This is a genomic window from Pseudomonas sp. FP818, from assembly GCF_030687335.1.
Taxonomy (GTDB): domain Bacteria; phylum Pseudomonadota; class Gammaproteobacteria; order Pseudomonadales; family Pseudomonadaceae; genus Aquipseudomonas; species Aquipseudomonas shahriarae.
In genome coordinates this window covers 3,162,083-3,174,827 of the sequence record NZ_CP117427.1, presented here as the reverse complement: position 1 = coordinate 3,174,827, position 12,745 = coordinate 3,162,083, and the positions used below count along the sequence as shown (strand labels likewise).

Sequence of the window (12,745 nt, the reverse complement as noted above, 5' to 3'; positions counted from 1 at the left end):
TAGAGGTAGACGGGATAAGCATAGGCCAATACCCCCCAGGCGGACGTTGATCTGGGTCAAGTTCCTGGAGGGCCTCGCCCCTAACCTGCGCTCATGGAATCACTTCTGGGAGCGCAAACCGTGACTCAACCCCGTGTAAGACAGGGCCTGGTGCTGGGCATGAGTACACTGGCCTTCACCGTGTGCTTTATGGTCTGGATGATGTTCGCCGTCCTCGGCGTGCCGATCAAAGAGCTGCTGCAACTCAACGAAACCCAGTTCGGCCTGCTGGCCGCCACCCCGGTACTGACCGGCTCCCTGGTGCGCCTGCCCCTGGGCCTGCTGACTGACCGCTTCGGCGGGCGCATCGTGTTCTTTGTCTTGATGCTCACCTGCGTGCTGCCGCTGTACTTGATCACCTACGCCACCGCTTTCTGGCAATTCCTTGTGCTGGGGCTGTTTGTCGGCCTGGCCGGCGGCTCGTTCTCGGTGGGTATCGCCTACGTCGCCAAGTGGTTCGACAAAGACAACCAGGGCTTTGCCATGGGCGTGTTCGGCGCCGGCAACGCGGGGGCTGCAGTCACCAAGTTTCTGGCGCCGGCCCTGATTGCCCTGGGGACCTGGCACCTGGTGCCGAAAGTGTTCAGCGCGATCCTGTTTATCACCGCGCTGCTGTTCTGGTTCCTCACCAGCGAGAACAAGGCCCACCGCAGTGCCGGTGGCGCGACCTTGCGCGAGCAACTGCTGTGTCTCAAGGACCCGGCCGTGTGGCGCTACTGCCAGTACTACTCGATTGTGTTCGGCGGCTACGTGGCCCTGGCGCTGTGGGCGACCAAGTACTACGTGCAGGAATACGGCTTCAGCCTGCAAAGCGCCGCGCTGTTGGCCGCGTGCTTTTCCCTGCCCGGTGGCGTGCTGCGCGCTGTGGGCGGCTGGATGTCCGACCGCTGGGGCGCACAGAGCGTGACCTGGTGGGTGCTGTGGGTCAGCTGGATCTGCCTGTTCCTGCTCAGCTACCCGCAGACCCAGTTGCAGGTGCAAACCGTCAATGGCCCGCTGGACTTCCATATCGGCCTCAACGCCACCCTGTTCACCGTGCTGCTGTTTGTGATGGGCATCGCCTTCGCCTTCGGCAAGGCCTCGGTGTTCAAGTACATCGCCAATGACTATCCGCAAAACATGGGCGCGGTGTCCGGCATCGTCGGCCTGGCGGGCGGCCTTGGCGGCTTTGTCCTGCCAATCATGTTCGGCGCCCTGGTGGACCTCACCGGCGTGCGCTCCTCCTGCTTCATGTTGATGTACGGCGTGGTCTGGGTATCCCTGACCTGGATGTACTTCAGCGAAATCCGCAAGCAACCGCTGCTTGGTAAAGCGGCGGCCCAGCCTCTCCAAGGAGAATCCGCATGACTATCGCGCAAAAGCCCAACTCGGGCCCGGTGATCCACGACTGGCGCCCTGAAGACCCGGCGTTCTGGGGCGCCAGCGGCAAGCAGACCGCGACCCGCAACCTGTGGATCTCGATCCCGGCGCTGCTGTTGGCCTTCGCCGTGTGGATGGTGTGGAGCACGGTGATCGTGCGCCTGAACGCCATCGGCTTCAGCTTCACCACTGACCAGCTGTTCTGGCTGGCGGCATTGCCCGGCCTGTCTGGCGCCACCTTGCGCGTGTTCTATTCGTTCATGGTGCCGATCTTCGGTGGCCGCCGCTGGACGGCCCTGAGCACTGCGTCGCTGCTGATTCCATCACTGTGGATGGGCTTCGCGGTACAAGACCCGAGCACCTCCTACAGCGTGTTTGTATTGATCGCGCTGCTGTGCGGCTTCGGTGGCGGCAACTTCGCCTCGAGCATGTCCAACATCAGCTTCTTCTATCCCAAGTCCCAGCAAGGCACTGCCCTGGGCCTGAACGCCGGCCTGGGTAACCTGGGGGTGTCGGTGATGCAGTTCTGCGTGCCGCTGGTGATTACCTTCGGTGTGTTCGGCCTGATTGGCGGCCAGCCCCAGACCCTGGAAGACGGCAGCCAGTTGTGGCTGCAGAACGCCGGGTTTATCTGGGTACCGTTCATCATCACCGTGACCCTGTTTGCCTGGTTCGGCATGAATGACCTGTCCAGCGCCCGCGCTTCGTTCAGCGAGCAGGCGGTGATCTTCAAGCGCAAGCACAACTGGCTGATGTGCTGGTTGTACCTGGCCACCTTCGGCTCGTTCATTGGCTTCTCGGCCGCCTTCCCGATGCTGATCAAGACCTCGTTCCCAGACGTCAACGCCTTGAAATTCGCCTTCCTCGGCCCGCTGGTAGGTGCCCTGGTACGCCCATTGGGTGGCTGGCTGGCCGACAAACTGGGCGGTGCGCGGGTGACCTTGTGGAACTTCGTGCTGATGATCGTGATGGTGTTCGGCGTCCTGCACTTTTTGCCCCTGAACGGCGAGGGCGGCAGCTTCTACGGCTTCCTCGGCATGTTCATGCTGCTGTTCATCACCACCGGCATCGGCAATGGCTCCACCTTCCGCATGATCCCGGTGATCTTCCGCACCCAGCATGAAAAGGCCAGCGCCGGCAAACCTGCCGCCGTGCGTGAGCAAGCCCTCAAGGATGCCAGCAAGGAGTCGGCAGCAGTGCTGGGCTTCAGCTCGGCAATGGGCGCCTTCGGTGCGTTCTTCATCCCCAAGACCTTTGGCTCGTCCATGGCCTACACCGGCAGCCCGGCCATGGCGTTCTACATGTTTGTCGGCTTCTACCTGACCTGCATCGTCGTGACCTGGTGGTGGTATGCGCGCAAAGGCGCCGAGACCCCCTGCTGAGTCGACCCCGAATTCAAACCTTGCGTGGGCGGGGCACAGAACCCCGCAGCAAGCCTGAGAGGAAAGCACCATGAGTCATTTACTGGATCAACTGCGGTTCTTCAATCGCAAGCAAGACGAGTTCTCCGAAGGTCACGGCGAGACCCGCAAGGAGTCCCGCGACTGGGAAAACGTCTACCGTTCGCGCTGGCAGTACGACAAGATCGTGCGCTCCACCCACGGGGTGAACTGCACCGGCTCGTGCTCGTGGAAGATCTACGTGAAGAACGGCCTGATCACCTGGGAAACCCAGCAGACCGACTACCCGCGCACCCGTAACGACCTGCCCAACCACGAGCCGCGCGGCTGCCCCCGTGGTGCCAGCTACAGCTGGTACATCTACAGCGCCAACCGCCTGAAGTACCCGAAGATCCGCAAGCCATTGCTCAAACTGTGGCGCGAGGCACGCCTGACCCTGTCGCCGGTCGAGGCCTGGGCGAGCATTGTCGAGGACAAGGTCAAGGCCGACTCCTATAAAAGCAAGCGTGGCATGGGGGGCTTCATCCGTTCCAACTGGGATGAAGTCAACGAGATCATCGCCGCGTCCAACGTCTACACCATCAAGCAATATGGCCCGGACCGCATCGTCGGCTTCTCGCCGATCCCGGCCATGTCCATGGTCAGCTACGCCGCAGGTTCGCGTTACCTGTCGCTGATCGGCGGTGTGTGCCTGAGCTTCTATGACTGGTACTGCGACCTGCCGCCAGCCTCGCCGATGGTCTGGGGCGAGCAGACCGACGTGCCGGAATCGGCCGACTGGTACAACTCCAACTACATCATTGCCTGGGGTTCCAACGTTCCGCAGACCCGTACCCCGGACGCGCACTTCTTCACCGAGGTGCGCTACAAGGGCACCAAGACCGTGGCGATCACGCCTGACTATTCGGAAGTGGCCAAGCTCACCGACCTGTGGCTCAACCCCAAGCAGGGCACCGACGCGGCACTGGCCCAGGCCTTCAACCATGTGATCTTCAAGGAATTTCACCTGGATAAACCGAGCGCCTACTTCACCGAATACGCCAAGCGCTATACCGACTTGCCGGTGCTGGTAATGCTCAAGCCGATGACCGGTTTTGCGCCGGGTGCAGGCTTCCAGCCGGACCGCTTCCTGCGCGCCTCGGACCTGGTCGACAACCTGGGCCAGGACAACAACCCGGAATGGAAAACCATCGCCCTCGACGAAAGCGGCGAGCTGGTTTCGCCACAAGGTTCCATCGGCTATCGCTGGGGCGAGAAGGGCAAGTGGAACATCCTGGCCAAAGAAGGCGGTGAAGGTCGCGAGATCGACCTGAAACTGAGCCTGATCGGCGATGACGTCGCCGAAGTGGCGTTCCCGTATTTTGCCGGTGAAGCCCACGACTACTTCCAGCACGTGGCCGGCGATGCCGTGCAATTTCGCCGGGTACCGGTACACAGCGTGACCCTGGCCGATGGCACGGTGGCCAAAGTGGCGACGGTGTTCGACCTGTCGGCGGCCAACCTGGCCATCGACCGTGGCCTGGGCGGCAACAACGTGGCCAAGGACTACAACGACGCCAGCGTACCGGGCACGCCAGCCTGGCAGGAGGCAATCACCGGGGTCAGCCGCGAGAAGGCCATCCAGATCGCCCGTGAGTTTGCCGACAACGCCGACAAGACCCGTGGTCGCTCGATGATCATCGTCGGCGCGGCGATGAACCACTGGTACCACATGGACATGAACTACCGCGGGCTGATCAATATGCTCATGCTCTGCGGTTGTGTCGGCCAGACCGGCGGCGGTTGGGCGCACTACGTGGGCCAGGAAAAACTGCGTCCGCAATGCGGCTGGCTGCCCCTGGCATTCGGCCTGGACTGGAACCGTCCGCCACGCCAGATGAACGGCACCAGCTTCTTCTACGGCCACAGCTCGCAATGGCGCCACGAGAAGATGAGCATGCACGACATCCTCTCGCCGCTGGCCGACAAGTCGCAGTTCCCGGAACACGCCCTGGACTACAACATCCGTGCCGAACGCGCCGGTTGGTTGCCCAGCGCGCCACAACTCAATACCAACCCGCTGCATATCTGCCGTGATGCGGCGGCTGCCGGTATGGACCCCAAAGACTACGTGGTCAAATCCTGGCAGGACGGCACCCTGCGCTTTGCCTGCGAGCAGCCGGACAGCCCGGTGAACTTCCCGCGCAACATGTTTATCTGGCGCTCCAACCTGCTCGGCTCGTCGGGCAAGGGCCACGAGTACATGCTCAAGTACCTGCTCGGCACCAAGAACGGGGTGATGAACGAAGACATTGGCCACAGCACCGAATGCAAGCCAACCGAGGCCGAATGGGTCGAAGACGGCGCCATCGGCAAGCTGGACCTGGTGACCACCCTGGACTTCCGCATGTCCTCGACTTGCGTGTATTCCGACATCGTCTTGCCGACCGCCACCTGGTACGAAAAAGACGACATGAACACCTCGGACATGCACCCGTTCATTCACCCGCTGTCGGCGGCGATTGATCCTGCGTGGGAGTCGCGTTCGGACTGGGAAATCTACAAAGGCATCGCCAAGGCGTTCTCGGCCATGTCGGTCGGCCATCTGGGTGTGGAACAAGACCTGGTCACCGTGCCGTTGATGCATGACAGCGTGGGTGAATTGGCCCAGCCGTTTGGCGGCACTGACTGGAAAAGCGCCGGTGTGGCGCCGGTACCGGGCAAGAATGCGCCGAACATGGCGGTGGTGGAACGGGACTACCCGAACATCTACAAGCAGTTCTCGTCCCTCGGCCCGATGCTGGAAAAACTCGGCAACGGCGGCAAGGGCATCAACTGGAACACCGATGAAGAAGTGCAGTTCCTCGGTGAACTCAACCACCACGAAGGCGACGCGGGCATCAGCCACGGCCGGCCAAAAATCGACACGGCGATTGACGCGGCCGAGGTGATTCTGTCCCTGGCTCCGGAAACCAACGGCAAGGTCGCCTTGAAAGCCTGGGCGGCGCTGTCGGAATTCACCGGCATCGACCACAGCCACCTGGCGATTTCCAAGGCCCACGAAGCAATCCGCTTCCGCGATATCCAGGCACAGCCGCGCAAGATCATCTCCAGTCCCACCTGGTCGGGCCTCGAAGACGAACACGTGAGCTACAACGCCGGCTACACCAACGTCCATGAAAACATCCCATGGCGCACCATCACCGGCCGCCAGCAGTTCTACCAGGATCACCCGTGGATGCAGGCGTTCGGCGAGCAGTTGATGAGCTACCGGCCACCGGTCAACACCCGCACCATCGAAGGCGTGAAGGGCAAGCGCAGCAATGGCGAGACCGAGATCGTCCTGAACTGGATCACGCCGCACCAGAAATGGGGGATTCACAGCACCTACAGCGACAACCTGCTGATGCTCACCTTAAGCCGTGGCGGCCCGATTGTGTGGCTCTCGGAAATCGACGCCAAGCGCGCCGGGATCGAGGACAACGACTGGATCGAATGCTTCAACGTCAACGGCGCGCTGACCGCCCGTGCGGTGGTCAGCCAGCGGGTCAAGGAAGGCATGGTGATGATGTACCACGCCCAGGAACGCATCGTGAACGTACCGGGTTCGGAAACCACCAAGACCCGCGGCGGCCACCACAACTCGGTCACCCGCGTGGTGCTCAAGCCGACCCATATGATCGGCGGCTATGCCCAGCAGGCCTACGGTTTCAACTATTACGGCACGGTCGGCTGCAACCGCGATGAATTCGTGGTGGTGCGCAAGATGGTCAAGGTCGATTGGCTCGATGGCTCCAGCGGTGATGATCTGCCGCGTCCATTGCCGACCGATATCGAGGAGAACTGAGATGAAGATCCGCTCACAAATCGGCATGGTCCTGAACCTGGACAAATGCATCGGCTGCCACACCTGCTCGATCACCTGCAAAAACGTGTGGACCAGCCGTGAAGGCATGGAATACGCCTGGTTCAACAACGTCGAATCCAAGCCCGGGATCGGCTACCCGAAAGAATGGGAAAACCAGGACAAGTGGAAGGGCGGCTGGATCCGCAACGCCAACGGCTCGATCAACCCACGCATCGGCGGCAAGTTCCGCGTGTTGGCGAACATCTTCGCCAACCCCGACCTGCCGAGCCTGGACGACTACTACGAACCGTTCGACTTCGACTACCAGCACCTGCACACCGCGCCTTTGGGCGAGCACCAACCGACCGCGCGGCCGCGCTCGGTGGTGTCCGGCAAGCGCATGGAAAAAATCGAGTGGGGCCCCAACTGGGAGGAAATCCTAGGCACCGAGTTCGCCAAGCGCCGCAAGGACAAGAACTTCGACCAGATCCAGGCCGACATTTATGGCGAGTACGAAAACACCTTCATGATGTACCTGCCGCGCCTGTGCGAGCACTGCCTGAACCCGGCGTGCGCGGCATCGTGCCCCAGCGGCGCGATCTACAAGCGTGAAGAAGACGGCATCGTGCTGATCGACCAGGAAAAATGCCGCGGCTGGCGCATGTGCATCAGCGGCTGCCCGTACAAGAAAATCTACTTCAACTGGAAGAGCGGCAAGTCCGAGAAGTGCATCTTCTGCTACCCACGGATCGAAGCCGGCATGCCTACCGTTTGCGCAGAAACCTGCGTCGGGCGTATCCGCTACCTCGGCGTGCTGCTGTATGACGCCGATCGCATCAGCGAAGTGGCCAGCACCGCCAACGAGCACGACCTGTACGAGAAGCAGCTGGAAATCTTCCTCGACCCGAACGACCCGGCGGTGATCCGCCAGGCCCTGGCCGATGGTGTACCGCAGTCAGTGATCGACTCGGCCCAGCGTTCGCCGGTGTACAAAATGGCCGTGGACTGGAAGCTCGCGCTGCCGCTGCACCCGGAATACCGCACCTTGCCGATGGTCTGGTACGTGCCGCCACTCTCGCCGATCCAGAACGCGGCCGCCGCTGGCACCGTGGGCATGAACGGGGTGATCCCGGATGTCGACAGCCTGCGTATCCCCCTGCGTTACCTGGCCAATATGCTCACAGCCGGTGACGAAAAACCGGTCAAGCGTGCCCTGAAACGCCTGCTGGCCATGCGCGCTTTCAAGCGTTCGCAGCAAGTGGATGGGGTTGAAGACCTGCAAGTGCTGACCGACGTGGACCTGAGCGTGGCCCAGGTGGAAGAGATGTACCGCTACCTGGCGATTGCCAACTACGAAGACCGTTTTGTGGTGCCCAGCGCCCACCGTGAAGACGCGATGAGCGATGCGTTTGCCGAGCGTTCCGGCTGTGGTTTCAGCTTCGGCAGCGGCTGCAGTGGCAGCTCCGACACCAATATGTTCGGCGCCAAAAAGGCTAACCGCCGCGACGTGTTGAAAACCGTCCAGATCTGGGAGGACTGAGCCATGCGCATTCTTAAAGTGATCTCGTTGCTGCTGGACTATCCCACCCAAATCCTGGTCGACGGCCATGATGAGCTGGAAAAGGCGATTATCGAATCGCGGGAAATCAGCCCCAAGCAGCGCGGTGCGCTGTTTGAGCTGCTCGAACTGATCTGCAGCAATGACCTGATGGACGGCCAGGAGCACTACGGCGCGCTGTTTGGCCGTGGCCGCTCGCTGTCGCTGCTGTTGTTCGAACACGTGCATGGTGAGTCGCGGGACCGTGGCCAGGCCATGGTCGACATGATGGCCCAGTACCAGGAAGCCGGGTTTGCCATCGGCGTCAAGGAGCTGCCGGACTACATCCCGCTGTACCTGGAGTTCTTGTCCACCCGCGAAGACATTGAGGCCCGCGAGGGCCTGGCGGATGTGGCGCACTTGCTGGCCCTGCTGGCGGCGCGCCTGGATGAGCGTGAAAGCGCCTACGCGAGTTGCTTCCGTGCGCTGTTGCAGATCAGCGGCGCCGAGCCGCACCAGGCCATCGCCGAGTTGCGCGCCCAGGTCGCCGCTGAAGTCCGCGACGACTCCCTCGAAGCCCTGGACAAGGTCTGGGAAGAGGAGGCCGTGGACTTTATGCAGGCCGAGCAGCAGGACCGTTGCAGCTCGATGCCCAGCGCACCGGGCAAGGCCCGCGAAGAAAGTGCGGTGCCCTTGCACTGGGTGGATTTTCAGCACGAAGGGCTGGCCGCTGTGCCAGCCAAGGAGGTGGGTAATGTCTAAGTGGAATTTGTTGGTATTTGGCGTGTATCCGTATGTCGCCCTGGCCATTTGCCTGTTGGGCAGCTGGGCGCGGTTTGACCTGTCCCAGTACACCTGGAAGGCCGGTTCCAGCCAGATGCTCAGTAACCGTGGCATGCGCGTGGCGAGCAACTTCTTCCATATCGGTGTGCTGTTCGTGCTGGCCGGGCATTTTGTCGGCCTGCTGACCCCGGCGTCGATCTACCACCATGTGATCAGCACTGAGCACAAGCAACTGCTGGCGATGGTTTCCGGTGGTTTCTTCGGCCTGCTGTGCCTGGTGGGCCTGCTGATGCTGGTCAAGCGCCGCCTCACCGATCCTCGGGTACGGGCCACGTCGAGCCCGTCGGACATCTTGATCCTGCTGGTGTTGCTGGCGCAGCTGGTGCTGGGCTTGCTGACCATCGTCGCCTCCACCGGGCATATGGACGGCTCGGTGATGGTGATGCTCGCGGACTGGGCGCAGAACGTCGTGCTGCTGCGACCTGTGGAAGCGGCCGCCGCGATTGCCCCGGTGAGCCTGATCTACAAATTGCACGTGGCGCTGGGTTTGACCCTGTTTGTGCTGTTCCCGTTTACCCGTCTGGTGCATATGGTCAGCGCACCGATCTGGTACCTGGGGCGTCGTTATCAAATCGTGCGGCAGAAGTGAGGAGAACGTCATGACTACAGGATGCGGATGTGGTGGCGGCGGTGCAGGCGGTGGCGGCTGCAGTTCTTCGGCCAAGGCTGTGGACGTTGTGGTACCCGAGGTCGAGGTGGCGGATGAGCCGCAACTGATCGCCAGTAGCGAGCAGGAATGGCCGATTGTCAGCGTCAACGGGGTGGTGATCACCCCGGAAAACATGGCCCAGGAGTTGCAATATCACCCGGCTGAAAGCCGCGAGGAGGCGGTGTTCCTGGCTGCCCGCGCGCTGGTGATCCGTGAGCTGTTGCAGCAGCGGATTCGCGAGTTGGGTGTGCAACTGGAAGTCGGCGCCGGCGAGAACGAAGAGGAGGCGGCGACCCGCCTGTTGCTGGAGCGCGAAGTCCAGGTGCCGGACTGCGACGAGGCCACTTGTGTGCGCTACTTCGAGAGCAATCGCGGGCGCTTTCACAGCGCGCCGTTGCTGGCGGTGCGCCACATCCTGCTGGAGTGCGCGCCGGATGATGCTGAGGCGCGTCATCAGGCCCATGCCCAGGCCGAGGTGCTGTTGCAGAGCCTGGAAGAGTCGCCCGGCAGCTTTGCCGAGCTGGCGCTGCAGTATTCGGCGTGCCCCTCCAAGGCCCAGGGCGGCTCTCTGGGGCAGGTCAGCAAAGGCCAGACCGTGCCGGAGCTGGAGCGCCAGTTGTTCACCCTGGCCCCGGGCCTGGCCGGCAAACCCCTGGAAAGCCGCTACGGCTGGCATGTGATCTGCGTCGATCAACGCATCGAAGGCCAGGCGCTGCCATACGAGGCGGTGGCCACGGCGATCCGCACCCAGTTGCAGCAAGGGGTATGGCAGAAGGCATTGGTGCAATACCTGCAAACCCTGATTGGCGCGGCCGATGTGCGTGGCATCGCGTTGCAGGGCGCCGACTCGCCGTTGGTGCAGTGACATGAGCCTGGTGGATGGTGTGGGCCGTTCCATTGACTACCTGCGGTTGTCGGTGACCGATCGTTGTGATTTGCGCTGTGTGTATTGCATGGCGAAAAACATGACGTTCCTGCCGCGCCAGCAGGTCCTGACCCTGGAGGAGCTGCAACGGCTGGCGACGGTGTTCGTCAGCCAGGGTGTGCGCAAGATCCGCCTGACGGGGGGCGAACCGCTGATCCGTCCAGGCATTGTCGAACTGTGCCGCCATATCGCCGCGTTGCCCGGCCTGCGTGAGCTGGTGATGACCAGCAACGGCACGCAACTGGGGCGCCTGGCCCGGCCGCTGGTAGAGGCTGGGGTCAAGCGTATGAATATCAGCCTCGACAGCCTCGACCCCGAGCGCTTTCGCGCGATTACCCGCAACGGCGACCTGCGCCAGGTGCTGGACGGCATCGAGCGGCGCGCGGGACGCCGGGTTCGAGCGGGGTCAAGCTCAACTGGCGTGGTGATGAAGGGCGCGCAATTTCGATGAAGTCCCGGCGCTGGTGCAGTACGCCATCGACCAGGGCATTGATATCAGCTTTATCGAAGAGATGCCGCTGGGCGATGTAGGGCGCTCGCGGGGCGAATCCTTTTGCTCCAGCGAACAGGTGAGGGCGTTGATCGCCAAGCATCATGGCTTGCTCGACAGCACCGAAAACAGCGGCGGCCCGGCGCGCTACGTGCGCCTGGCCCGCCATCCGCGCACGCGCATCGGCTTTATCTCGCCCAACTCCCATAACTTCTGCGCCAGCTGCAACCGGGTGCGGATGACGGTGGAAGGGCAGTTGCTGTTGTGCCTGGGGCAGGACAATGCGGTGGATTTTCGGGCGTTGGTACGCCGCTATCCGCTGGATGACCGGCCGTTGGTGGAAGCGCTGCACAAGGCGTTGCGGGGCAAGCCATTGCGCCATGATTTCACCGGGCAGGGCGAGGTGCAGGTGGTGCGGTTTATGAATATGAGTGGGGGGTGAGGCTGGCCAACGGTAGTTCCCATTGTTTTGTATCAAGGGCATTCCGCTGGCCCGCGTGGCTTTTTTCGGTCGTTACCATTGCCGGTTTCTACAACGAGCACTATCGAAAAGGAGTTAGGTATGAATCGACCCCCTGACGGACTCACCGCACCCCACCTGAGGGATATGGCGACTGGTTGAAAGAACTGAAAAGCCGCATCCACTCTGCCCAACTGCGTGCATCTCTGGCGGTAAACCGTGAGCTGGTGCTGCTGTACTGGCAGATTGGCCAGGACATATTGACCCGACAGGCGCAGCAGGGATGGGGAGCAAAAGTCATCGAGCGTCTGGCGCGGGATTTGCGTTCAGCTTTTCCTGATATGAAAGGTTTTTCGCCACGCAACCTCAAGTACATGCGCGCATTTGCTGAAGCCTGGCCGGACGCTGAGTTTGTGCAAGGGGTGCTTGCACAATTGCCTTGGTATCACCAATTAGCGTTGCTCGATAAGCTACCCGGCCCCGAAACCCGTCGCTGGTACGCCGCCCAAGCCATTGAACACAACCTGGTCACGCAACATTCTGGTCATGCAGATCGAGACCCGTTTGCTCGAGCGCAGTGGCAATGCTGTCAGCAACTTCGAAACCCTGCTGCCCAAGCCCCAGTCGGACTTGGCCCGCGAGTCGCTGAAAGATCCTTACCGTTTCGACTTTCTGGGACTGACCCTGGACGCGCAGGAGCGCGAGATCGAAAGCGCACTGATCAGGCATGTCACCGACTTTCTACTGGAGCTGGGGGCAGGCTTTGCCTTTGTCGGCAAGCAGGTGCTGCTGGATGTGGGCGGCGAGGAGTTCTTCCTTGACCTGCTGTTTTATCACCTGAAACTGCGCTGTTACGTCGCGATCGAGCTCAAGGCGGGCAAGTTCAAACCAGAACATCTGGGGCAGTTGGGTTTTTACCTCGCTGCGGTGGACGCCCAACTCAAGCACCCACAAGACAGCCCCACCATCGGCCTGCTGCTGTGCAAAAGCAAAAACAAGATAGTGGCTGAATACGCTTTGCGTGACAGCGCTCGCCCCATCGGGGTGGCGGAGTACCAGTTGGTCGACTCCCTCCCGGCAGAACTCCAAATCAGCTTGCCCAGCATTGAACAGATTGAACGTGAACTGGCCTGTGACGATACGTCTTCGCAAACTTGACCCTGGTCAATTGCAACCCGGCATTCACTGCGTACCATCACTGCATCTTGTGTTTATAC

The 12,745-nt window shown here is 61.7% G+C and carries 7 protein-coding genes and 2 pseudogenes; all 9 read left to right on the top strand.

The window, feature by feature from the left end:
* Positions 1–120 precede the first annotated feature (120 nt).
* The 9 genes and pseudogenes from PSH80_RS14115 to PSH80_RS14075 all read left to right on the top strand — a co-directional run bounded on the left by PSH80_RS14115 (position 121) and on the right by PSH80_RS14075 (position 12,686).
* On the top strand, positions 121–1,386 hold the full coding sequence (locus PSH80_RS14115; protein ID WP_081044233.1) for a nitrate/nitrite transporter: 1,266 nt from the start codon (positions 121–123) through the stop codon (positions 1,384–1,386).
* Positions 1,383–2,780 carry a NarK family nitrate/nitrite MFS transporter gene (locus PSH80_RS14110; RefSeq protein WP_057959377.1) on the top strand — a complete coding sequence of 466 codons (1,398 nt, stop codon included), beginning with the start codon at positions 1,383–1,385 and terminating at the stop codon, positions 2,778–2,780. The genes PSH80_RS14115 and PSH80_RS14110 overlap by 4 nt, the downstream gene beginning before the upstream one ends.
* A gap of 70 nt (positions 2,781–2,850) precedes the next feature.
* Positions 2,851–6,624, top strand: coding sequence for a nitrate reductase subunit alpha (locus PSH80_RS14105; RefSeq protein ID WP_057959378.1), 3,774 nt, complete (start codon positions 2,851–2,853; stop codon positions 6,622–6,624).
* A gap of 1 nt (position 6,625) precedes the next feature.
* On the top strand, positions 6,626–8,164 hold the full coding sequence (narH, locus tag PSH80_RS14100; RefSeq protein ID WP_057959379.1) for a nitrate reductase subunit beta: 1,539 nt from the start codon (positions 6,626–6,628) through the stop codon (positions 8,162–8,164).
* Positions 8,165–8,167: 3 nt separating this feature from the next.
* Entirely contained in the window at positions 8,168–8,923 is a 756-nt protein-coding gene (gene narJ, locus PSH80_RS14095; RefSeq protein WP_057436843.1) for a nitrate reductase molybdenum cofactor assembly chaperone, read from the top strand.
* Entirely contained in the window at positions 8,916–9,593 is a 678-nt protein-coding gene (narI, locus tag PSH80_RS14090) for a respiratory nitrate reductase subunit gamma (RefSeq protein ID WP_057436841.1), read from the top strand. Before narJ ends, narI begins: the two co-directional genes overlap by 8 nt.
* A 10-nt stretch (positions 9,594–9,603) precedes the next feature.
* Positions 9,604–10,518, top strand: coding sequence for a peptidylprolyl isomerase (locus PSH80_RS14085; RefSeq protein WP_305417176.1), 915 nt, complete (start codon positions 9,604–9,606; stop codon positions 10,516–10,518).
* Between the two features lies 1 nt (position 10,519).
* A pseudogene (moaA, locus tag PSH80_RS14080) lies at positions 10,520–11,510 on the top strand (GTP 3',8-cyclase MoaA).
* A gap of 120 nt (positions 11,511–11,630) precedes the next feature.
* Positions 11,631–12,686 (top strand): annotated as a pseudogene (locus PSH80_RS14075) (YhcG family protein).
* Positions 12,687–12,745 lie beyond the last annotated feature (59 nt).

Excerpts from the sequence above, each read along its gene's own strand:
- PSH80_RS14110 (WP_057959377.1), top strand. The coding sequence starts at position 1,383 with ATGACTATCGCGCAAAAGCCCAACTCGGGCCCGGTGATCCACGACTGG.
- PSH80_RS14105 (WP_057959378.1), top strand. The coding sequence starts at position 2,851 with ATGAGTCATTTACTGGATCAACTGCGGTTCTTCAATCGCAAGCAAGAC.
- narH (WP_057959379.1), top strand. The coding sequence starts at position 6,626 with ATGAAGATCCGCTCACAAATCGGCATGGTCCTGAACCTGGACAAATGC.
- narJ (WP_057436843.1), top strand. The coding sequence starts at position 8,168 with ATGCGCATTCTTAAAGTGATCTCGTTGCTGCTGGACTATCCCACCCAA.
- narI (WP_057436841.1), top strand. The coding sequence starts at position 8,916 with ATGTCTAAGTGGAATTTGTTGGTATTTGGCGTGTATCCGTATGTCGCC.
- PSH80_RS14085 (WP_305417176.1), top strand. The coding sequence starts at position 9,604 with ATGACTACAGGATGCGGATGTGGTGGCGGCGGTGCAGGCGGTGGCGGC.